The 20,730-nt window shown below is 64.9% G+C and carries 21 protein-coding genes; 6 read left to right on the forward strand and 15 right to left on the reverse strand.

Going from position 1 to position 20,730, the window contains the following annotated elements; translation table 11 throughout:
• A partial coding sequence (locus tag E3T43_RS00595; protein WP_134470920.1) for a DUF222 domain-containing protein occupies nucleotides 1–594 on the reverse strand: 594 nt, incomplete at its 3' end.
• A gap of 490 nt (nucleotides 595–1,084) precedes the next feature.
• Nucleotides 1,085–1,279: a hypothetical protein gene (locus tag E3T43_RS00600; RefSeq protein ID WP_134470921.1), complete on the reverse strand. Its 195-nt coding sequence runs from the start codon at nucleotides 1,277–1,279 to the stop codon at nucleotides 1,085–1,087.
• 299 nt (nucleotides 1,280–1,578) lie between these two features.
• Between E3T43_RS00600 and E3T43_RS00605 the strand changes: the two genes are divergently transcribed.
• On the forward strand, nucleotides 1,579–2,577 hold the full coding sequence (locus tag E3T43_RS00605) for an LLM class flavin-dependent oxidoreductase (protein WP_134470922.1): 999 nt from the start codon (nucleotides 1,579–1,581) through the stop codon (nucleotides 2,575–2,577).
• 9 nt (nucleotides 2,578–2,586) lie between these two features.
• Nucleotides 2,587–2,955 (forward strand): MmcQ/YjbR family DNA-binding protein, encoded by a 369-nt coding sequence (locus E3T43_RS00610; RefSeq protein ID WP_134470923.1) that lies wholly within the window; start codon nucleotides 2,587–2,589, stop codon nucleotides 2,953–2,955.
• A 58-nt stretch (nucleotides 2,956–3,013) separates the two neighbouring features.
• Here the strand turns inward: E3T43_RS00610 and E3T43_RS00615 are convergent, their stop codons facing one another.
• On the reverse strand, nucleotides 3,014–3,676 hold the full coding sequence (locus E3T43_RS00615; RefSeq protein WP_134470924.1) for a histidine phosphatase family protein: 663 nt from the start codon (nucleotides 3,674–3,676) through the stop codon (nucleotides 3,014–3,016).
• A 127-nt stretch (nucleotides 3,677–3,803) separates the two neighbouring features.
• Here E3T43_RS00615 and E3T43_RS00620 point away from each other — a divergent pair, with 127 nt between their 5' ends.
• Nucleotides 3,804–4,130, forward strand: coding sequence for an antibiotic biosynthesis monooxygenase (locus E3T43_RS00620; RefSeq protein WP_092452218.1), 327 nt, complete (start codon nucleotides 3,804–3,806; stop codon nucleotides 4,128–4,130).
• A gap of 48 nt (nucleotides 4,131–4,178) precedes the next feature.
• Here E3T43_RS00620 and E3T43_RS00625 read toward each other — a convergent pair whose 3' ends face one another.
• The 4 genes from E3T43_RS00625 to E3T43_RS00640 are packed head-to-tail and all read right to left on the reverse strand — an operon-like array spanning nucleotide 4,179 to nucleotide 6,465.
• A complete protein-coding gene (locus tag E3T43_RS00625) occupies nucleotides 4,179–4,472 on the reverse strand; it encodes a putative quinol monooxygenase (RefSeq protein WP_134470925.1) in 294 nt (97 codons plus the stop codon).
• Between the two features lie 30 nt (nucleotides 4,473–4,502).
• The gene (locus E3T43_RS00630) at nucleotides 4,503–4,958 is read right to left on the reverse strand and encodes a hypothetical protein (protein WP_134470926.1); all 456 of its coding nucleotides are present in this window, start codon (nucleotides 4,956–4,958) and stop codon (nucleotides 4,503–4,505) included.
• Nucleotides 4,955–5,971, reverse strand: coding sequence for a DUF6545 domain-containing protein (locus E3T43_RS00635; RefSeq protein ID WP_134470927.1), 1,017 nt, complete (start codon nucleotides 5,969–5,971; stop codon nucleotides 4,955–4,957). Before E3T43_RS00635 ends, E3T43_RS00630 begins: the two co-directional genes overlap by 4 nt.
• Nucleotides 5,971–6,465 carry a hypothetical protein gene (locus E3T43_RS00640; protein ID WP_134444567.1) on the reverse strand — a complete coding sequence of 165 codons (495 nt, stop codon included), beginning with the start codon at nucleotides 6,463–6,465 and terminating at the stop codon, nucleotides 5,971–5,973. The genes E3T43_RS00635 and E3T43_RS00640 overlap by 1 nt, the downstream gene beginning before the upstream one ends.
• 327 nt (nucleotides 6,466–6,792) lie before the next feature.
• Between E3T43_RS00640 and metH the strand changes: the two genes are divergently transcribed.
• Complete coding sequence (gene metH / locus E3T43_RS00645; protein WP_134470928.1) at nucleotides 6,793–10,410, forward strand: methionine synthase; 3,618 nt, start codon at nucleotides 6,793–6,795, stop codon at nucleotides 10,408–10,410.
• A 102-nt stretch (nucleotides 10,411–10,512) separates the two neighbouring features.
• On the opposite strand, the gene E3T43_RS00650 is transcribed toward metH, so the two are convergent.
• From E3T43_RS00650 to E3T43_RS00680, 7 genes are all read right to left on the reverse strand, one after another.
• The gene (locus E3T43_RS00650; protein WP_134470929.1) at nucleotides 10,513–11,442 is read right to left on the reverse strand and encodes an ECF transporter S component; all 930 of its coding nucleotides are present in this window, start codon (nucleotides 11,440–11,442) and stop codon (nucleotides 10,513–10,515) included.
• Nucleotides 11,439–13,412, reverse strand: a complete 1,974-nt coding sequence (locus tag E3T43_RS00655) for an ATP-binding cassette domain-containing protein (RefSeq protein WP_134470930.1) — start codon at nucleotides 13,410–13,412, stop codon at nucleotides 11,439–11,441. Before E3T43_RS00655 ends, E3T43_RS00650 begins: the two co-directional genes overlap by 4 nt.
• Nucleotides 13,412–13,999 carry a hypothetical protein gene (locus E3T43_RS00660; protein ID WP_134470931.1) on the reverse strand — a complete coding sequence of 196 codons (588 nt, stop codon included), beginning with the start codon at nucleotides 13,997–13,999 and terminating at the stop codon, nucleotides 13,412–13,414. The genes E3T43_RS00655 and E3T43_RS00660 overlap by 1 nt, the downstream gene beginning before the upstream one ends.
• Nucleotides 14,000–14,019: 20 nt before the next feature.
• Entirely contained in the window at nucleotides 14,020–15,462 is a 1,443-nt protein-coding gene (locus E3T43_RS00665; protein ID WP_241978747.1) for an O-acetylhomoserine aminocarboxypropyltransferase/cysteine synthase family protein, read from the reverse strand.
• Nucleotides 15,462–16,634 (reverse strand): MalY/PatB family protein, encoded by a 1,173-nt coding sequence (locus E3T43_RS00670; RefSeq protein WP_134470932.1) that lies wholly within the window; start codon nucleotides 16,632–16,634, stop codon nucleotides 15,462–15,464. Before E3T43_RS00670 ends, E3T43_RS00665 begins: the two co-directional genes overlap by 1 nt.
• A 338-nt stretch (nucleotides 16,635–16,972) precedes the next feature.
• A complete protein-coding gene (locus E3T43_RS00675) occupies nucleotides 16,973–17,422 on the reverse strand; it encodes a cytotoxic translational repressor of toxin-antitoxin stability system (protein WP_134470933.1) in 450 nt (149 codons plus the stop codon).
• Nucleotides 17,415–17,621, reverse strand: a complete 207-nt coding sequence (locus tag E3T43_RS00680) for a hypothetical protein (RefSeq protein WP_134470934.1) — start codon at nucleotides 17,619–17,621, stop codon at nucleotides 17,415–17,417. The genes E3T43_RS00675 and E3T43_RS00680 overlap by 8 nt, the downstream gene beginning before the upstream one ends.
• A gap of 598 nt (nucleotides 17,622–18,219) precedes the next feature.
• On the opposite strand from E3T43_RS00680, the gene E3T43_RS00685 reads away from it, so the two are divergent.
• Nucleotides 18,220–18,951 carry a hypothetical protein gene (locus E3T43_RS00685; RefSeq protein ID WP_134470935.1) on the forward strand — a complete coding sequence of 244 codons (732 nt, stop codon included), beginning with the start codon at nucleotides 18,220–18,222 and terminating at the stop codon, nucleotides 18,949–18,951.
• Nucleotides 18,952–19,070: 119 nt separating this feature from the next.
• Here the strand turns inward: E3T43_RS00685 and E3T43_RS00690 are convergent, their stop codons facing one another.
• Nucleotides 19,071–19,919: an alpha/beta fold hydrolase gene (locus tag E3T43_RS00690; protein WP_134470936.1), complete on the reverse strand. Its 849-nt coding sequence runs from the start codon at nucleotides 19,917–19,919 to the stop codon at nucleotides 19,071–19,073.
• 247 nt (nucleotides 19,920–20,166) lie between these two features.
• Here E3T43_RS00690 and E3T43_RS00695 point away from each other — a divergent pair, with 247 nt between their 5' ends.
• Nucleotides 20,167–20,658 carry a GAF domain-containing protein gene (locus tag E3T43_RS00695; protein ID WP_134470937.1) on the forward strand — a complete coding sequence of 164 codons (492 nt, stop codon included), beginning with the start codon at nucleotides 20,167–20,169 and terminating at the stop codon, nucleotides 20,656–20,658.
• Nucleotides 20,659–20,730 lie beyond the last annotated feature (72 nt).

A 20,730-nucleotide genomic window follows, 5' to 3' on the forward strand; every position in this document is an offset into this window, starting at 1 on the left:
GGTCTCGGGCGTGATCGCACCGGACCCACTCGCCACGAGAGAGCGTTCGACCCGGTCGAGGTCATCGACCAGAACCGAGGGGCGTAGGCCGTCGAGGACGGATACGATCACGCGGGCCTGCTCCACTCCAAGCGCCCCGCCCTGCACAGCTTCCCCGACGACGGGATAGGTGGGTGTCAGGGGCCGACCGAGCAGCATCCGCTCACCCGCAGCCTTACCCAGCGACGCACGCTGCCGCACCTCACTGCGCGAAACCCGGGCCAGGGTCGAAACCAACACGAGACCGCTACGGCAGCCCAGCCTACGCGCCAGAGACACCGCGCCCGCCGCTTCAATCTCGGTCTGCTGCGCCGTTTTCGCCGCAGCCTTCTTCGCCACGGACGCATCAAAGTACTCGGAACGACGCAGCACATCCGTCGTCGACAGCACCCGGGCCCCATCAACAACCCGGCCCACACTCTCCAGCGCGAGCAACATGCTCAAGGATTCTTCATCACCGAGCAGCCCGAAGGACAGCCCACCCAACGCCGCCAACAACGCATCCCGCGCCTGNAAACTGACCTCGCTCGGGTTTTCCATGAACATGGGCGCCATTGCCTCCTTCCCATTATTCTACCCCCAATCGAACACAAAAGCGAGAGAAACTCAGGTAGATTTCTACACGAATTTCGGTGCCACAGCGAGTTGGCGGAGCTTCCCGCGCGCTGGAAGGCCCTGAATCACGTTCGATTGAAAGGTTCGTGCCATCGGAGGCGTTGCGGTGACGCGAGCGACAAATAAAAATAACTATCGAAACTCTGTCATTATTTTCTGCAGGGCAGATTCGGCCGATTGGAATGGCGTCCCGATCCACAAGCAGCGTGTGCCGCCATGCCGTGCCGATGTTGCGAACTCGGTCCCAGCTGCTAGACAGGCCAGGACCAAGAACAGTGCGCGCCGGCGCAGCCCGACGGCCGGCGCAGAGAACTGTAGGGGCACCGGCGCAACGCAGCCGCAACGCAGCCGCAACCGCCGGCAAAGTGGACGCGCAGGCGCAGGAGCGCCCCGGACGCGCAGGCCCAGGCGGAGCCCTCCAGCGCCGCCGTTACGCGGCCAGGGGAGTGGGCTCTACACTCCAGCGGATGGCGCGGACGCCGGCCCGGGTGCCGTGCGGCTCGCCGCCGTGGCCGCGCAGGCGGCGGCACTCCACGAGGTCTGCGGCCGGGGTGATGTGCGGGTCGCGGCAGGAGCTGTCGTAGCCGGTGTAGTCGATTTCAAGCAGGAGTTGGTCGTCGGTCATGGTTGTGGTTCCACTTCAGCGGGGCATCTCGTCGGAGCTGCCGGGCGAATGCACCTACCGGAGCAGGCGTTTGCCTCGAATTGATCGTGCGCGAATTGGTGGCACGCGATCGGGATCGAAACCCGATGTCACTCTCCGGCGATGCTGGCGGAGCTGGTCTATGCGTACGAGGCTAGGTCGCCCGGGTACGGATTGTCTGCAAGAAGGCGAAAATGTTTCAGTTCGTTACCTGATGGAAATGCCTCTTGCCCATTTCGGGTAGCGGGTAACGATTTGCGCGCGCCAGCGTTGGTCCCAGTATGACTATTCCGCTGTCCATTCTTGACCTCGCTCCGATTGCCCCTGGGGAGACCGCTCGGGAGAGCTTTGCGGCGAGTGTCGCGCTGGCCCAGACCGCCGAAAAAAACGGGTATGCGCGCGTCTGGTATGCCGAGCACCACAACATGCCCACCATCGGATCGTCGGCGACGAGCATCCTGATCGGCCACGTCGCCGGGCAGACCAGCACCATTCGGCTCGGATCCGGTGGCGTCATGCTGCCCAACCACTCGCCGCTCGTGATCGCCGAGCAGTACGGCACCCTCGCCGAGCTCTACCCCGATCGCATCGACCTGGGCCTCGGACGGGCGCCCGGCAGCGACCAGACCACCGCTCGGGCGATGCGACGCGATCCGCGTGCCTCCGACCAGTTTCCCCAGGACGTCATGGAACTGCAGGCTTACCTGCGCGGCCAGTCGATCGTGCCCGGTGTGCAGGCGGTTCCCGGGGCCGGCACCAACGTTCCGCTGTACATTCTCGGCTCCTCGCTGTTCGGCGCCGGTCTCGCCGCCGCACTCGGCCTGCCCTACGCCTTCGCCTCGCACTTCGCGCCCGACGCGCTGCACGAGGCCATCGCGCTCTACCGCCGCGACTTCAGGCCCTCGGAGCAGCTCGCCGCCCCGCACCTCATCATTGCCGCCAACGTGATCGCGGCCGATGAGAAAGCGGATGCTGTGGCGCAGTTTGACACGACCCGTCGCATCCGGGTGCGCGGCATGCTCTCCCGCGGACCGGCCACGCCCGAGTACAGCGACGACCAGATCGACGTCTTCCTGACCACCCCGGAGGGCCGGAACATCGCCAACATGATGCGCTACTCGGCCGTCGGAACGGCGGACGAGGTGCGCGCCTACCTCGAGGAATTCGCCGAGGGAACCGGGGCCGATGAGCTCATTCTGGCCCACCAGTCCCCGCGGATCGAGGAACGCCTGCGGTCGGTCGAGCTGACCGCCGATGCGATGAATCTTGTCGCGGCCTAGATTGGCCTGATGACCCCGGACGCGCTCGTCGACCTGTGTCTGAGCCTGCCTCAGGCTGTTGAGACCTTTCCCTTCGGCGAGGAGACGAGCGTGTTCAAAACCAGCGGCAACGGCAAGATTTTTGCCCTTGCTGCCTTGGCCGGCGACCCGCTGACGGTCTCACTAAAGTGTGATCCGGAGGAAAGCCGCGCGCTGTGTGAGGAGTTTCCCGAGTGGATCACGCCGGGGTATCACCTCAATAAGAAGCACTGGATCACGATTGTGCTCGATGGCCATGTGCCCCGCGAGCTCGTCGAAGAGCTGCTGCGGGACAGCCACGCTCTCGTGCGGCCGAGAGCTCCCCGGGCGCAGCAACGTCCCAACGTCGACGAGACGTGAGTTACAGGCCGTTGAAATCAGGTCGAGACTCACGGGTCGGCGAACGGATGCCGCCGAATCACACCTCGGCGAGCGGTTCGCCCAGTGGGTCGGCCGCGCCGAGGTCGGCCAGCGCCATGCCACCGACCGGGAGGCCGGCCCAAGACAGCAGGGTCCAACCATCCTCTGGCGAGCCGGTGAGCTCGACCACACCGGTGTTATCGAGCTCGTTCTCACTGGCGAAAGTGGGCGGCACGTTCTGGGCACGCGCGGCCGTCCACACCCGAATCGCCGCGCCGTGGCTGAACACCGCCGCCACTTCCGAGCGCCCCGCCGCCGCAGCAATGTCTACGTCAAACCGACGCAGGAAATCGTGGCCGTCGTGAGCACCCGGCATCCGCTTATCAAGATCGCCGGAACCCCAGGCCACCGCGGTCTCCAGATAGGCACGAACGGATGCCCGATCACGCAGACCCTCGAGCGACCCGGCTTCGATCTCGTGCAAACCCCCGGCGACCTGCAGGTCTAGACCGCGGTCGGCGGCGAGCGGATGCGCCGTTAGCTGGGTGCGCAGGAGCGTTGATACGAAGATGGCGTCGATCGGGTCGGAGCGCAGGGCATCGGGAATTGCAGCGGCCTGGCGCAGACCGAGATCGGTCAGGCCCGGACCGGGATGCGCGGTGTCGAGCCGCCCGAGAACGTTGCCGGGAGTCTGGCCGTGACGGATCAAAAGAAGTCGCATGGTCCCTCCAGCATAAGCATCGAGCCTAGGCGGTGGCGCCCGATGCGCGGCCGCGCGGCCGCACCGGGCTGCGGAGAGTGGCAGCATGGGACACACACCCACGACCGGTCAAACAGGAAGCAGCCCCATGACGATCATCAAAATCAACGCCATCACCGTGCCGAGCGATGGCGGCGACGAGCTCGCCCAGCGCTTCGCCGCCCGCGCCGGTGCCGTCGACGACCGCCCCGGTTTTGAGGGCTTCGAACTGCTCAAGCCGACCGATGACCGCCTGACCTGGCTCGTCGTGACCCGCTGGGCCGACGAGGAATCCTTTCAGGCCTGGCTCACCTCCCCGTCCTTCGCGCACGGACACCGCAGCGAGACGCCGAAAGACGGCGAGCCGGCCGCGCGCCCGGTCGGTGTGAGCAGCGAGCTGTGGTCCTACGCCATCGCCGGTGGAACCGGGCGCTGACGATGTCTGGCGGCACGGCAGAAGCGGTCGCGCACCTCGGATAGTGCCTTAGATATCCGTGGCGATTTCGAACTTGGTCAGCAGGGGCGGGCCGGCCAGGACTGCTCCGAGGGGTGATTTTCCTGGCCCGGCTCGAAAGGTGCGGTAGGCGGCGTCGTGCTCCAGTGACACCCACTTCTCCACGAGTACGAAGTGGGTGGGGTCTTCGGTATCGACGAGGACATCCACGCCAAGACATCCATTGAAGGCTCTGGTAACGATGAGAGTCTCGTGCAGGATGTCAGGAGCGTCAGCGAGAGACTCGGTTTTCACATGGATGTCGAGAAAAGCAGTGATGGGCACGGAAACTCCTTGCGGTTGAGGATGGGACCACTATGCGTGATCTATTGAATCCGGAGGTGGATCGGGAGTGTCGCTTTCGAGCAGCTCGGTGATCGACCGGAGGGTTTCGGGGGAGACATCGCCGAGCATCCGGGCAGCGAAGCTCACCACGCGCGCAACGCGCAGGCTCTTCACGAAGGCGAGTTGAGCGTCGACCCGTTCGGGCAGGTCGCCATCCCCGCCGAGCATGTACTCCGGAGGGATGCGGAAGAACTCGGCGATTCCGGTGAGCAATGCCGGATCGGTGACGAGCGGTCCTTCGCCGGTGATCATGTACGCCCAGCGAGCTCGCGACAGGGTCAGGCCGCGTTCTTTGAGCCCCGCTTCGATCTGGCGATAGGTATACGGAGTATTTCCTTCAGCGACGACGACGTCAAGCAGCAAGTTGAGTTTGCGCGCCAATTCCAGCTGCGGACTTACCTCGCCGGAATTTGGGGTGGCGGTCATTGCGGCGTTCCGACGGCGGGGGTGTGATTGGCCGGCGACGGGGCCTGCGTGCGCACCTCGGCCAGGTCGATCAGGCCCTGTTCGGCCGGACTGACGGCCTGCTCGGGGTGAAGTAGCAAGCTGTCCTGAATCTCGACGTGCCGCCGGTACAGGTGCGCACCTGGCACACGCACGATGAGTAGCTGAAGCGGTGACAGCTCTCGTTCGATGCTGAGCTCGGGAGTGTCGGCCAGGAGGCGTTGCCACAACGGTGTGATGCGCCATAAAAGCACACGATCGCGGAAGTTTCTCCCGCTCGAGGTCAACCCGTCGACGGTGGCGGTCAGTCCCAGGCCGATGACGAGGCTGATCGGCGAGAGGAGCAGGCTCAGACTGTACGCGATTCGGCCCCAACCGACCAGAAGGTAGTCTGCGTACAGCACGGCCAGGATGGCGCTGGTCAGGCTGATGAGGGCGTACGCGAGTACTCCCAGGCACGCAAGGAGCACGAGACTCAGTGAGATCCGGGTCACCAGACGTCGCTGCCGTCGCAAGTCCCGAATGCACGCGATACCGAACGACACCGCAAAGATGCCCATCGCGATCCAGGTCGTGGCCGCGTAGGCAGTGAAATCCCAGCGCGGTATGAAGGATGCTGCGATGTCGTCGGTGACCCGCCAGTCGCTTCCAAAAAACAGAACGGCCTGAACGAGCACGATCGCCGTGGTGATCAGCACAGTCGCTCGCTGCCGAGCCCGCGTCAGCCCGCGCGGAGACATAGCCTCCTGCACGATGACATCGAGCAGTGCGATGGCCACGATGGTGAGGGCGTGGAAGATGAAATAAGTCACGTTGCCGCCGCCGAGAAGCGCGTCAACCGGCCGGTACACCGGCTGCGGCATCAGCGTCATCGTCAGTGCAAAGACCGCCAGAAACAGCAGTAGCGGCCGACGTCGTCCGCGAATGGCCGATGGGACGCAGACCGCGGCGGCGATCCAAAAGACGGCCGACAGTGTGAAGAGAATTGTTTGCACTAGAGAACTCGTCCGAATCCGGTTGGGGTGCCCTGGGCAGCTTCGGGTGCGTCCTGCAGCATAATGAGGGCGAGTCGATCTCCGATGGCTTCGGCCAGGGCCTCCTGCTCATCGGTGAACTGGCTCCGCGACAGGGCGTAGGCGATCGCGTCGATCGGAATCAGGGGTGCCAGCAGCGCAATTCGTTCCGCAGGAATGAGTTCTTTCTCGTGATCGAGAATCATGTGACCGAACTCGTGGTTGAGGAATTGCTGGCGGTGCACCGGGGAGGTGGTCGGTGCATGGTGGATGCGCTCAAAACTCTCCCCGGCCACCGCGATCCACAGCCCGCAGAGCCCCGACTCCAGCATGCGGGGGGTCGCGCTCTGCACCACGATCTTTTTTCCACGCACCGATTCCATGTGCCGGTGCAGCAATTCAGCCGTCAGTGGGCGGGGCAGACCGAGGTCGGACACCATCGTGTGTGCCCGTTTCTGCCGTGCTTCGTAGCTCATACGATGCCCCCTACTAGCCCATCAGCCTACCCCGCAGCGGGATCGGTCACCGCAAGTATGCACCGGTGCCCATATTGCGTTACGATAGACATGTCTAACGTGGGTCCTCGGGGGAGGATCCGCCAGGGCATCGCTCGATAATGGTGGCAACGCGGGGGCTCCAGTACCGGTTCTGCACACGGTACGACCACCATTCATCGAGCGGGCCCTGGCTCCACGTGGACATTGAGTCCTAAAATCGGGCAGACTCATCGGGCCGGGGCCCGCACACTAAGATTCGTTACGCCTCCTCGTCGGAGTGCCGATGCCCGCCGTTAAGCTGAGCCAATGAGCACTGAGCGAACGACTGCCGCCGAAATACTTGTCGAAGCGGCGCGCCCGGCTCGATCCCAGGCCCTGTTGGATGCCGTGACGAACTCCGTGGTGATCGCGGACGGCGCGATGGGCACCATGCTGCAGGAGCACAATCCCACTCTCGAGGACTACCAGCAGTTGGAGGGCTGCAACGAGATCCTCAACGTGAGCCGCCCCGATATCATCGCGGCCATCCATGACGTCTATCTCGAGACCGGCATCGACGCCATCGAGACCAACACGTTCGGCGCGAACTGGTCCAACCTCTCCGACTACGGCATCGAAGACCGCATTGAAGAGCTCGCCAGGCTCGGCGCGGAGATCGCCCGCACCAGCGCCGAAAATTTCGAAGCCCGCGACGGCCGGGTGCGCTGGGTGCTCGGTTCGATGGGCCCGGGCACCAAACTGCCCAGCCTCGGCCACACCACCTACGCCAACCTCAAGGCCACCTTCGCCGAGCAGGCGCTCGGGTTGATCCGCGGTGGCGCCGACGCGTTTTTGATCGAAACCTCGCAGGATCTGCTGCAGACCAAGAGCGCGGTGAACGGATGCAAGCAGGCCATTACCGAGACCGGCATCCGCTTGCCGATTTTCGTGGAGGTGACGGTGGAGACCACCGGGACCATGCTGATGGGCAGCGAGATCGGCGCAGCGCTGACCGCGCTCGAACCCCTCGGCATCGACGCGATCGGCCTGAACTGCGCCACCGGACCGACCGAGATGAGCGAGCACCTGCGCCACCTTTCCAAATTCTCCCGCGTTCCCGTCATCTGTATGCCGAACGCCGGCCTGCCGCAGCTGACCAAGACCGGCGCGAGCTACCCGCTCACCCCTGACCAGCTCGCCACGGCACACGAACAGTTCGTGAAGGAATTCGGGCTGGGGCTGGTGGGCGGATGCTGCGGTACGACTCCCGCACACATGACCGCCGTGGTCGAACGGTTGCGTGGTGTCACCGTTAAACCGCGAACACTCGAAGCGGATGCCGGCGTTGCGAGCTTGTACCAGCACGTGAGCTTCGACCAGGACAGCGCCTTCCTCGCCATCGGCGAGCGCACTAACGCCAACGGCTCGCGCGCGTTCCGCGATGCGATGCTCGCCGAGAACTGGGACGACTGCGTCGACATCGCCCGCAGCCAGGTGCGGGACGGCGCCCACCTGCTCGACGTGTGCATCGACTACGTCGGCCGCGACGGCGTCGCCGACATGAAACAGGTCGTCTCCCGTCTGGCCAGCGCCTCGACCCTGCCGCTCGTGGTGGACTCGACCGAACCGGCCGTGCTGCAGGCCGGCATGGAACTCATCGGCGGCCGCCCGGTGGTGAACTCGGTCAACTTTGAAGACGGCGAGGGGCCTGCCTCCCGGTTCGGCCGCATCATGCCGCTCGTGAAGGAGCACGGCGCCGCCGTGATCGCCCTCACCATCGATGAAGACGGGCAGGCCCGCACCGCCGAACACAAGGTGCGCATCGCCACCCGGCTGGTCGAGACCCTCGTGAACGTGTGGGGTATGCGGGTCGAGGACATCATCGTCGACGCCCTCACCTTTCCGATCGCGACCGGCCAGGAGGAAACCCGCCGCGACGGCATCGAAACTATCGAGGCGATCCGCCAGATCAAGGCGAAATATCCCGGCATCCACACAACGCTCGGCGTGTCGAACGTGTCGTTCGGACTCAACCCGGCCGCCCGGTCGGTGCTCAACTCGGTGTTTTTGCACGAAGCCACCGAGGCCGGCCTCGACTCGGCCATCGTGAACTCGGCCAAGATCGTGCCGCTCGCCTCTGTGCCTGATGACCGCCGAAAGGTGGCCATGGACCTGGTCTGGGACCGCCGCGAATACGACGCCGAAGGCACCCTCACCTATGACCCTCTGGTGGCCCTGCTCGACCTGTTCGCCGGCGTCGACTCCGCCGCCCTGAAAGACGAGCGCGCCGCCGAACTCGCCGCCCTTCCGGTGGGTGAACGGCTGGAGCGCCGCATTATCGACGGCGAGGCCAAGGGCCTCGAAGCCGACCTCGACCTCGCCCGGGCCGGGGGCCTGAGCGCCCTCGACATCGTCAACGTGCACCTGCTGGTGGGCATGCAGGTCGTCGGCGCCCGCTTCGGCAGCGGCGAGATGCAGCTGCCGTTCGTACTGCAATCCGCCGAGGTTATGAAAGCCGCGGTCGCGCTGCTGGAGCCGCACATGGAGAAATCCGAAGCGGCCGGCAAGGGCACGATCGTGCTCGGCACAGTGCGCGGCGACGTGCACGACATCGGCAAGAACCTCGTCGACATCATCCTCACCAACAACGGTTACGACGTGATCAACATCGGCATCAAACAGCCGATTGCTGAGTTCATTCGGGTGGCTGAAGAACACAACGCCGACGTGATTGGCATGAGCGGGCTGCTCGTGAAATCCACGGTGGTGATGAAAGAGAACCTGCTCGAACTCGAATCGCGTGGCCTCGCTGACAAGTGGCCGATCCTGCTCGGTGGTGCCGCACTCACCCGCTCCTACGTGGAGGACGACCTTGACAGCGTCTTCGCCGGGCAGGTGCGCTACGCCCGCGACGCGTTTGAGGGCCTCGCCCTGATGGAACCCCTCGTGGCCATCGCCCGCGGTGCCGACCCCAAATCGGTCGGCCTGCCGCCGCTCAAGAAACGCATCCACAAGAAGAGCCTGCTCACCTTGACCGAACCCGAGGAGATGCCCGCCCGTTCCGAGGTCGCGAGCGACAACCCGATCCCGGTGCCGCCGTTCTGGGGCACCCGCATCGTCAAGGGCGTGGCCCTGGCCGACTTTTCGGCCTTCCTCGACGAACGTGCCACCTTCATGGGGCAGTGGGGGCTCAAGCCCAGCCGCGCCGAAGACGGCGCGAGCTACCAGGAACTGGTCGATACCGTCGGTCGGCCGCGCCTGCGTTACTGGCTCGACCGCATCCTGGGCGAGGGCATGCTCGATGCCTCCGTCGCCTACGGCTACTTTCCGGTGGTTGCCGACGGCGACGACATGGTCGTGCTGCACCACGGTGACGACCCGACCGGCCTGGTCGGCCAGGCTGGACTGCTCGCGCCCGACGGCGGTTCCGACGGCGTGCTCGGCTCTGATCGCCTGCGCTTCAACTTTCCCCGGCAGCGCCGTGACAAACACCTGTGTCTGGCCGACTTCGTGCGCGGTCGCGCGTCTGGCCAAACGGATGTCGTCGCCCTCCAGCTGGTCACCGCCGGCTCGAATGTGGACTCAGTGACGGCCCAAATGTTCGCCGCGAACCAGTACCGCGATTACATGGAACTCAACGGGCTCACCATGCAGCTGACCGAGGCGCTGGCCGAATACTGGCACTCGCGCATCCGCTCGGAATTCGGTGTGGGCGGCGAAGACCCCACCGATATCGCCGGCATGTTCAAGCTCGAGTATCGCGGTGCTCGGTTCTCGCTCGGCTACCCGGCCTGCCCCGAGATGGAGGATCGCCGCAAGGTGGTCGAACTGTTGAAGCCGGAGCGGATGGGCGTCGTGCTGTCGGAGGAGCTGCAGCTGCACCCCGAGCAGTCGACCGACGCGTTCGTGTTCCACCACCCGGAGGCGAAGTACTTTTCGGTGTAGTTCGTCGGGGTCGGAGGGGGCTCCGCGCGGGAGTTGCGCCTCCAGCGCACTGGCGCACGTCCCGCGCAGCGCGAAACGGATGCCTTCGAGCCAGAGAACGAGTCAGCGGGGGCCCAGGCCTGCGCGGCGCAGGGCGGCGAGAACGGCCGGGCCCACCAGGGAGATGCCGACTACAGTCGTGATGGCCCGCACGGTGTCCCAGGTGAGGGTTGACGTGACCAGGGAGTACAACGCGAACGAGGCGAGGTTCTGCCCGGCGTCGGCCCCGGCCGTGTAGGAAATGCCGGTACCGCTACCGACGGCGAACGGCCAGAACCAGAGGTTCATCATGAGGCCGAACAGGTACGACGAGACGACGCCGTAGACGGCCAGCAGCACGATTTCGAGGCTCCCACGCCAGCGCGTCCCGGTCGTGAGCCGCGATTGCGCGTTCAGCCTGGGGCGCTGCCAGCACTGCGCGGGTGCGCCTGGCGCGGGCTCGCCATGCGCGGGTTGGCTTGGCGCTTGTGCGGTCGACGCCGGTTGGGTCCTGGGTGCGGTCGGGGTCGCTTTCGGCCAGTGCGGCAGCAGCCCTGCGCCGGCGCCGACCCAGCCGCAGGCGAACATCTGGAACGGGGTCCAGGGCCCGAAGCCGCCCCAGAGCAGGGAGGACACCGCGATGGTGAGCAGTCCGAGCAGAAAACCGAACCGCGCGCCGTAGACCCGTCCGGCCAGAATCAGCAGCACGAACACCGCCTCAACCCCGCCCATGCCGGCACCGGCGATTCGCACCGCGGCACCGACCGCCGCGAGCACACCGAGCAGTGCCACTGTTTTCGCCGTGTACATCTCCCGGTCGAGGGTGAGCGCGAGGGCCACGATGAGCGCCGGAATGAGCGCGAACGCTACGATCGGCACGGCGACCTGCGCGTCGGCCGGCACCGCCGCGACGAAGAACGGCCAGGCGAAGGCTGCGGCGGCGAGAACGCTGCCGCTGCCCAGAATCCACGACGTCCAGCGGATGCGCCGACGCGCGCTCACAATGACCGTCACGAGTGCACCTCGATAGGGACTTCGAGCCGGCCGGCTTCCATGCGCAGGATTCGGGTGGCGAGACCCCGCGTGAAGTCGTCGTCGTGGGTCGCGAAAATAACCGCAGCGCTGTGGCTCGCGGCCTTGAGCAAAGCGTCGCTCACCAGGGCACGCGACGTGAGGTCGAGGCCGCGAGTGGGTTCGTCGATGAGTAGCAGGGCGGGCCGGGCCGCGAGTTGAATGGCCATCACGAGGCAGAGGCGTTCGCCGGAAGAGAGGTCGCGTGGGTGGCGCTGCAGCAGGTGCGCGGCATCCGCGACGCCATCGAAACCCAGCAGCTGCGCAAATGTCTGTGCCGTATCGGCGCCAGCCAGAGTGCGGTTAGCCCGCCGACACTCCTCGGCCACGGTGATCGCAAACAATAGGTCATCGAAGTTCTCGGGCACCAGCGCCACGGCCTGCCGACGGGTTCGCCGCTTGAGGGAGTGCACGTCATGGCCGGCAACGGTGACGGTGTCGGCAGCCGTCGGCAACGCCATCGCCCGCAACAGGCTACTTTTACCGGCGCCGTTGCTACCCCGAAGCGCGATCAGCTCGCCGGCCTGCACCTTGAAGGACACGTCGTCGACGACCAGACTCGTTCGGTGTCGAACGCTCAGCCGGCGGATGCTTGCCAACAGCACAGCAGGCACGGTTCCGAAATCTCGCGACGCGACCGGCATCGGCGTGGGAGTCTCGGCGGTCGACAGCGCCGGCATCTCACCGGCGGAGACCTCGTGCAGCTGGCTGCCTCGAATCTGGAGCCAGGCATCCGCTATCGAAGCGAACTCCTTCGTGTTGTGTTCGGCGATGACGACGCAGACGTCGGCCTCGTGGGCGAGCTGGCCAAGCACGGTGCAGACGCGGTCGCGGGCGGCAGTGTCGAGGTCGGCAAGCGGCTCGTCGACGAGCAGCAGAATGGGGTTGTTCACCAGCGCAGCCGCGATGGCCACGATGCTGGCCTCGCCCGCTGAGAGCCGCTCGATCGGTCGGTCGTCCAAATGTTCGATTTTGAGCCGGGCGGCGATGTCACGTACCCGGGAGTGCACGATGGTGGTCGCGACGCCGCGCACCGCGAGGGCGAATCCGATTTCGTCGTGCACGGTTTCGGCCGCAAAGCCGAGGCGCACGTTCTGCGCGACAAGCCCGACGAAACCGGCCGTGTCACGCGGGGGAGTCGAGGCCCGATCGGCACCGCCAATGTTGACGGTGCCGGTCTGAACGCCGTCGTAGAAGTGCTGGAACAGCCCGCTCATGCTGTGCAGCAGGCTGGTTTTGCCTGACCCGGTCGCGCCGACGATAACGGTGAGAGTGCCGGGCTTGAGGGTAACGTTGAGCTCGTCGAGGTGCCAGGCCGTCTTGTCAGGCGCAGCACCGAAGTTCAATCTGACATCCCGGAGCACCACCGGTGCCTCGCACACGCCGGTTACGACGCGGGTCGCCGCGAATCCGCGGGTTTCCATCGACGCGGCCAGCGCGAGCGCGCGCTCGATTGTCTGCTCGAAGATGGGCACGAGCAGCGACGCGATCGATCGTTCTCCGCGCAGGGAGCGGGCAATCCGCACGCGGCGCACGGATTCCAGCAGTGCCGGAAAGGTCGCCCAGGCGATGACAAGCGAACGAGAGATGGCGCGCAGCGGGCCGCGACCGGCACCGCGCGCAAACAGGGATTGCACGTTGATGACCGCGTTCAGCAGGCCGAAGAACACGATGATGGCGGCAACCGGCAGTGCGCTGAGCGCGGCATTGCCGAGACCGACCAAGGTGATCGGGCCCAGCAGCGTGATGTGGCTGAACGGCCCGTCGAGTCGGAGCCGGGGAAGCTCCAGGAGTACCGGGCCGGTGCCGGCGCCTGCCCCGCCGAAGACCACGCGGTAGACGACCCGCAGCAGCACGAAGCCCACCGCGAGCACGATTGCCGCGAGAAGCGGGGCCAGGCGCAGGCGAAACACTAGCTGCCGGGCGTCGGCGTTTCAGTGCCGGTCGTGTAGACGAGTCCCACTGACTGGCCGGGTTCGACCTCGAGCGTGCCGATGCCCTCCTGGGCGTACTCCCATTCGGCGTCGGGAGTGGCCTTCACCCAGAGCGCCCAGTAGGCGTAAGCCGGTGGCATCGAGGCGCAGCTCTCGGTGAAGGATTGCTGGCCCTCGACCACGACGGTTTCGTCGGCGGCCGGGCGGTCGTTGACGCGGCAGACGATGGCGTCGCCGTATTCGACGCTGCCCTCGGTCGTGGTGCCCGTCGTTGCGAGGGTCTCGCTCGCGGGGATGGCCTTGGTCGCGTCGACGCACTCGGTGATCGTGGCGGCGTCAAGCAGACCGAAGTCCACGACGACGGCGACGCCGGCGCAGTCGGCCGAGGAAGCTTCAGCGGTCGCGGCAGGTGAGGCCGACGAGCCGGAATCAGCGGGAGCGCATCCGCTCAGTGCAGCGAGCAGAACGAGCGCGCCCAATGCAACTGAGGTGCGGGCAGCCGTGCTGCGGAAGCCCGTGTTGCGGGAGAAAATGGGCGCAGAAAAAATTGTTGCGTTGAGGTTCATTGGTTCAGATTACCTAGCGTTTAGAGGATGCCGGCGACTCGGTCGAGCCCCCCGCGGAGATCGAGCAGAAGGTCATCGAGTGCTTCGATGCCCACCGACAGGCGCAGCATTCCGGCGGTGATGCCGAGGCGGGCGTTGAGGTCGGGGGCAAAGGAGGCGTGGGTGGTGGTCAGCGGATGCAGCACCATCGAGCGGGTGTCGCCGATACCGGTCATGCGGCTGAACACCCGCAGGCCGTTCGTGAAGGCGCGGGCACCCTCGGTGCCGCCCTTGACCGTGACGGCGAAGACCGAGCCGGTGCGCCCGTTGTAGTACTGCTGCGCAATGTCGTGCAGCGGGCTGCTCGGCAGGCCGGCGTAGTCGACGACCTCGACTTCCGGCTGCTCTTCGAGCCAGTGCGCGATGGCACGGGAGTTGTCGACGTGGCGTTCCATGCGCAGCGACAGGGTTTCGATGCCCTGGTGCAGCAGAAACCCGTTGAACGGGGAGAGCGACGGGCCGACGTCGTTGACGACGGCCTCGCGCACATACTGGGCAAAGGCGGCCGGGCCGAACCGGTCGAGCAGCGACGGCAGGCCGGGGCGCAACGAGTCGGTCAGCAGCGGGTAGCGGCGGGAACTCGCCGCCCAGTCGAAGGTGCCGCCGTCGACGATCGCGCCGGACACACCGGCGCCGTGGCCGCTGAGAAACTTGGTGGTCGAGTGCACGACAATGTCGGCGCCGTGCTCGAACGGGCGAATCAGGTACGGCGTGGCCACGGTGTTGTCGACGACGAGGGGGATGCCGTGGCGGCGGGCGACGGCGGCAATGCGGGCGATATCCACGACGTCGTTGCGCGGGTTGGGGATCGTTTCGGTGAAAATCGCCTTGGTCTCCGGGCGAATGACCGCGTCCCAGGCTTCGTCGGAGTCGGTGTCCCAGACGTAGTCGACCTCGATGCCCATGCGGCGAAAGCTGCGGCCGAGCAGAATGCGGGTACCGCCGTAAATGCTCGCGGTCGACACGATGTGTTCGCCCGCTTCCGCCAAAGCGAACAGGGCGGCGCTGATCGCGGCCTGCCCGCTCGACACGGCGACACAGGCGGTGCCGCCCTCGAGCGAGGCGAGGCGCTGCTCGGCGACCGCGTTGGTCGGGTTGCCCTGCCGGGAATAAATGGGTTCGCGGGAGCCACCGTTGAACCGGGCGGCGCCGTCGTCGAAGGAGTCGAAGACGTACCCGGCGCTCAGGGTGAGCGGTGGAATGCGTGCGCCGCAGTTTTCGTCGGCGTATTCGCCGACGTGCACCTGGCGGGTGTCGAAGCTGAAGCCGTCCCAGTTGGTAATCGGGTCCACGACCTCACGAGCGTCAGAGTTCAGCGGTGACGACGTGAGTGAAGCGGATACTGGTGCTGGCGTAGCCATGAAACTTCCTGTTGCGTCGGTGTGGGTCGGGAGCGGAGCATCCGTTTGTGTAGAGGTGGTCATCAGGCCGCAGCCTCGGCCGACACCCGGGCGACGAGCGCCGCGATGCGGACGACGGCCTCGCGCAGAGTGTCGGGGGAGCAGGCCAGGTTGAGGCGGGCGAAGCCCTGACCGCCGAGGCCGAAGGACTCACCGCTGTTGAGGGCGACGCGGGCATCGTCGAGAATGCGCTGGTACGGATTGTCCCCGAGACCGACGTGGCGAAGATCCATCCAGGCAAGATAGCTGGCGCGCGGCCGGTGATAGATCACGGCGGGCAGGTGTTCGCGGAGTAGGGAATCCAGGAGAGCATCGTTGCTGACAATTTGGTCGATGGCAGTGTCGAGCCAGTCGGTACAACCGAACGCGGCGATATTCGCGTGCAGGCCGAGAATGCTGGTGCGACAGGCAACTTCCTCGGGCAGGCGGCCCAACAGCTCGTTGGTCGCATCATCGGCCGCGACCATGATGGCGCACTTGAGCCCGGCAATGTTCCAGCCCTTGCTCGCCGAGGTCACGGTCACCGCGCGCGCGCCGGCGGCCACGGCCAGCGGGGCGAACGGAGTGAAGGTGGCGCCGGGGTAGGTGAGCGGGGCGTGGATCTCGTCGGAGATCACGAAGACGTCATAGTGGGCCGCGAGCCGGGCGAACTCCTCGAGTGTGGCCCGCGCCCACACGATGCCGTGCGGGTTGTGCGGGTTGCACAGGAGGAAGGCATCGACGCCGGAAGCGAAACTGCGCTCCAGCGCCGCGAAGTCGAACAGCCAGGTGTCACCGTGCTCGATCAGGGGGGTCTCCACGACGTTACCGAGGGCCTCCTCCACCAGTTCGTAGAACGGCGGGTAGACCGGCGGGGTGATCGCGACGCGGCCGCCAACCGGCACGGCCAGGCGCAGGGCCTCGACGATGCCGACGCTGACGTCCGTGGCGAGATGTACGTGGCTCGGGTCCACGTTCCAGCCCCAGCGGTCCAGGGCGAACGCGGCGAAGGCCGGAGCAAGCGGCCCAGGGCCGTCAAGGTAGCCGGTGTCGGACGCCTGTACGCGCTCCACCAGGGTCGCGACGATCTCTGGTGCCAGGGGGTAATCCATCTCGGCAACGAACAAGGGAAGTACGTCGGCGGGAAACCGAGTCCACTTGATGCTGCTGCGCTCGCGCCGGATATGCTCCAGCGGTGCGGCCTTGATGACTGACATGACCACAGCATGTTCCTGCCGCCCCGAATTAGCGAACAGGTCCGTAAATATTCGACACATGAGAGCGGATGCCGCCGGTGCCCGGTCGCAGCGACCAAGGGTGTTGTCACCCCTGACTCACGCCCGGGATAGGCGATAGGAACCGACGTGTCCAGCGCTCCGTAAGCCAACGGCTGACGGGACGTTTCTGTATGGCCAGACTGCGAGGATTCGCTGCGTCGGCATTGCGCGTCGGCTGACCTTCTGGTTCCCACCGACGGATGGACGGGTCGTAGTGGCCCTGTTCGCGGGCGAGACGGCATCAACGGGAGACATGTTCTACGACGGTGTCGAATCACTCATGAACGGCTTTGGTGGCCGTAGCGCTGGGCCATCTTCTCGGCGAGCAGCTGCGCTGCTTCCACCGCGGTCAGTGCCAGGCTCTCGCTTTCGTCAACGCCGAGTTCGCGGAGCGCCCGAACGAGATACAGCGGTAATGGCTCCTTCTGGGTCACGGTTTCGGGCGCCCCGCGGTCCGGCAACTTCTTGTCACGAACACAGGCCCAGAACGCGTCAGCGTCAACGGTGAGTTGGGTTCGCAGCATGTGGGTCCACATCCCGGCAGAGTACGTCGACCGGTCGACGGGCCGGGAGATTCGTGTTCGGAGGATTTGCCCGTCCCAGAGCGCCAACTCATAGGTGCGGTTATGCCTGACAGGCTGTCCTGATGCGCCGCGTACGAGCTGCCACTTCTCCGCCACGCAGAAATCGTCGTGGTCCTCGCGGGTCGTGGCCGGGTACTTACTCACCGCCGCGCTCAAGCCATTCGAGGAGCTGCTCGTCGGTTGAAAGTTTGATGAGCTGCACAAGTGCCCAGTTGCCGGCGTGATTCGGAGCGCGCTCCAGCCGGTCGTCCCAGTCTTCGGCGTACTCACGAAGCGACAGGGCGAGGTCAGCGAGCGCGCCGTCAACAGCCGTACCCTCTGACACGACGGGGCGACCATCCATCAACGCAATGGTGCGGTCATCTTCCCGAGTGACGCGAACGCGCGGCGATACAGTTCGAGAGAAGTATGTACGGAGCCGATCCACCGGCATGACCGCAGAGAGCTGACCATCGCGCTGCACGGTGACGGTTCGCCCGCGCGCACATGCGAACGTACGTTCAGTACGTCATGTTCATGTCATCTCGGTGTCACCTCCTCTGGCCATCTCGGCACTTGATGCACAGGGCCGACGCCGTCCGCTTGGCAGCACGACGGGCGCCCACGGTCCGAGTTCGGTCGCCACCAACAATGACGAGCTCAGGCGGAACAGCGAGGCTTCTCAGGTGATCGGCTACCTGGACCAACCGATTAGGCGCTTCGAGGTCTTCCATCGCGGTGGCCCGTAACTCTTTCGGGGGGAGCGGTTTGGATTCAAAAATCCGTAATATGAGTATTTGACACTTCGCTCTAACTTTGAAACGTCCTGGCGCTGATGGCTGGATTGCTTGGTTCCCGCGCGTCCGCGCGGGTGAGAACCCTGAAACGACGGAGCACTCCATCTCAATGTTGAATCCTGAGTTAGTTACCCGATCCGCACACCGCCACCGGATCGCCTTCCGGTGACTTTCAATTCCCCCTCTGAGTCGCGTTTTGCGGCGGCCAGCCGGTTTATGACGGCGCAGACCTGGTGGATCGCCAGCGAATTGGTTCGCCGGTATCCGCATCTACTCATGACGCGCGTCACAGCTGAAGACGACGGACCAGTAGTTCTGCTCCACGACGAACAAGATGGCATGCGCATTCAGTTCGATTTGGAACGCGGCATCAGATTTGTGGTTTTGGGTGAGGCCGTCAACATTGGATGGCGACGCATTGTGAACTCGGACAGTTCGCACGAGATCGTGAAGATGATCGAGTTCGCCACGGGTCTTCAGGCACCCCGAGTCACGCCGAATACCACGCCTCGTGCCCTCGTATACAGGCTGATCAGTAGCTTCCTGACGTCGGTCGTGAACGACCCGAATGAGTGGAACGTCGTGCCGGCGACCATGTCCACTGACGGCACCGACGATCAGAGCGCCGGGCAGTTTCTGCTCTTGTTTCCGTCAACGCAAGCGGCTGTGGCGGCTTACACCGCGCAGACCCATACCCAATTACCCAACGGCGGCACACGGCTCTTCCATCAGCCGTTTTGGGCCCTTACCCGGGACCTTGAGGCTGTGGCTATTTTAGACATTGCCGGGGTCATTCACACCCGCGAGGGCGCCGTGCGCCTGATGCCGATTTTCAAGGAAGCAGGTGGTCAGATGTCAGCGACCACGGCCTGCGTGCTGGGAAAATTCCAGCCCTGACCACTCCAGCCTGCCGTTGACTGCCGCGCCACTCTCTGCGAGTAGACCTCTAAACGCGAAGGGGCCAAGCCACCCACCGACAGGGCCCGGCATCGTGGGTGGGGGCCCTGTCGGGCGTGCTACTTGGCGAGGAACGCGAGTACGTGCCGGTTCCATTCGTCCTTGTGGGAAACGGTGAGACCGTGGGGGGCGTCTTCGATCAGTACGAGTACGCTGCCGGAGATGGCCTCGTGCGTGCGCTTGCCGCTGACCTCGAACGGCACGATGATGTCGGAGTCGCCGTGAATCACCAGGGTCGGGATGGTAATTTTCGTCAGGTCATCGCGAAAGTCCGTCGTCGCGAAGGCGGTGGTGCAATCGAGCGTGCCCTTCGGTGAAGCCATCTGGGCGATATCGAGGCTGTAGGCAATCTGTTCGGAACTGACCTTCGGCTTGTTGACCAAGGACGGTTTACCCGCCGTGAAGAACATCGTCAGGAACTCATTCAAGAATGCCGGCCGATCGCCGGTCAAACCGTCGTGGAACCACTGGGCCAGGTCGGCGTCGACACCGCCGTCAGGGTTGTCCTCAGATTTCCAGAGGTACGGCGGCACCGCGCTGGCGAAGACGAGTTTCGCGATGCGGTCGGTGCCGTAGGTACTGACGTAGCGGGCGAGCTCGCCGCCGCCCATCGAGAATCCGATGAGCGTAACATCCCGCAGGTCCAGGGTATCGAGAACGGTCTTTAGGTCGGCAGCGAACGTGTCGTAGTCGTACCCGTTCCAGGGCTGTGACGACTGGCCGAACCCGCGACGGTCGTAGGTAATCACCCGGTAGCCGGCGTCGACCAGGGCGGGGACCTGACCCTCCCAGGATCTGCCGCTGAGGGGCCAACCATGAATAAGTACGACGGGCTTTCCGGCACCGACGTCGTCGTAATGCAATTCAACGCTCGGATCGTTCTGACCGGTGACGGTGATGAAAGGCATGTTCACTCCTTGCAATCGGGATGGTTCCTTGGAGGTAATCGGGATGGTTGTTTCGAGGTAACCGGTGTTCGCTGGGAGACGGCTGTAGGCGGCACCATCGGTCGGGCTCGTCCCCCCACATTCGACAGAACTGACCGGGACTGAGGAGGCAGATCGTGCAACCTGCCAAAGCACTGACATTCGACTCTGACGCGCCACCCGCTGCGAGTTAAGAGCGACACTAAACCGCATGACGAGCATGACGAGCATGACGAGCATGACCCGGGCCGCGCTGGTAAGCGGAGCATTTGTAGAACTAGCCGACGCACTGGTCGGCGAATACGACGTGCTCGATCTCCTGCACACCCTGGTCGACCAATGCGTGGTGTTACTTGACGCCACCGCAGCTGGCATCCTCCTAGCGGACCACAACGGCAATCTGCAAGTTGTCGCCTCCACGAGTGAAGAAAGCCAGATCGTTGAAGTTTTGCAACGTGAAGCCGGAGCGGGTCCCTGCATCGACGCGTATCGGTCAGGAAGGGTCGTCACGCTCAGCGATATCGCCACCAACGGTGATCTCTACCCCACTTTTCAGGCCGCGGCATTGTCCCAGGGCTTCCAATCCGTTCACGCCATTCCGATGCGTTTTCGTCCCCACACCGTCGGGGCGCTGAATCTGTTTCGAACGGAGAAAGGCGTGTTGAGTGCTGAAGACGCGACAATTGGTCAGGCCTTAGCCTCGATCCACCGGTCGAGTTGAAGTTGTGACGGCGCGTTAAACCGAGAATGCCTGTCGGATCAGGAAAAATAGAACTTACTTAGGGTTCAATTC

The sequence above is a fragment of the Cryobacterium sp. Hh7 genome, assembly GCF_004403155.1.
GTDB lineage: Bacteria > Actinomycetota > Actinomycetes > Actinomycetales > Microbacteriaceae > Cryobacterium > Cryobacterium levicorallinum.

Coding starts and splice junctions, on each gene's coding strand:
- E3T43_RS00620 (WP_092452218.1), top strand. CDS start 3,804: ATGACGATCATCAAAATCAACGCCATCACCGTGCCGAGCGATGGCGGC.
- metH (WP_134470928.1), top strand. CDS start 6,793: ATGAGCACTGAGCGAACGACTGCCGCCGAAATACTTGTCGAAGCGGCG.
- E3T43_RS00630 (WP_134470926.1), bottom strand. CDS start 4,958: ATGACCGCCACCCCAAATTCCGGCGAGGTAAGTCCGCAGCTGGAATTG.
- E3T43_RS00610 (WP_134470923.1), top strand. CDS start 2,587: ATGACCCCGGACGCGCTCGTCGACCTGTGTCTGAGCCTGCCTCAGGCT.
- E3T43_RS00640 (WP_134444567.1), bottom strand. CDS start 6,465: ATGAGCTACGAAGCACGGCAGAAACGGGCACACACGATGGTGTCCGAC.
- E3T43_RS00615 (WP_134470924.1), bottom strand. CDS start 3,676: ATGCGACTTCTTTTGATCCGTCACGGCCAGACTCCCGGCAACGTTCTC.
- E3T43_RS00670 (WP_134470932.1), bottom strand. CDS start 16,634: ATGTCAGTCATCAAGGCCGCACCGCTGGAGCATATCCGGCGCGAGCGC.
- E3T43_RS00600 (WP_134470921.1), bottom strand. CDS start 1,279: ATGACCGACGACCAACTCCTGCTTGAAATCGACTACACCGGCTACGAC.
- E3T43_RS00690 (WP_134470936.1), bottom strand. CDS start 19,919: ATGCCTTTCATCACCGTCACCGGTCAGAACGATCCGAGCGTTGAATTG.
- E3T43_RS00660 (WP_134470931.1), bottom strand. CDS start 13,999: ATGAACCTCAACGCAACAATTTTTTCTGCGCCCATTTTCTCCCGCAAC.
- E3T43_RS00605 (WP_134470922.1), top strand. CDS start 1,579: ATGACTATTCCGCTGTCCATTCTTGACCTCGCTCCGATTGCCCCTGGG.
- E3T43_RS00665 (WP_241978747.1), bottom strand. CDS start 15,462: ATGACCACCTCTACACAAACGGATGCTCCGCTCCCGACCCACACCGAC.
- E3T43_RS00695 (WP_134470937.1), top strand. CDS start 20,167: ATGACGAGCATGACCCGGGCCGCGCTGGTAAGCGGAGCATTTGTAGAA.
- E3T43_RS00680 (WP_134470934.1), bottom strand. CDS start 17,621: ATGGATGGTCGCCCCGTCGTGTCAGAGGGTACGGCTGTTGACGGCGCG.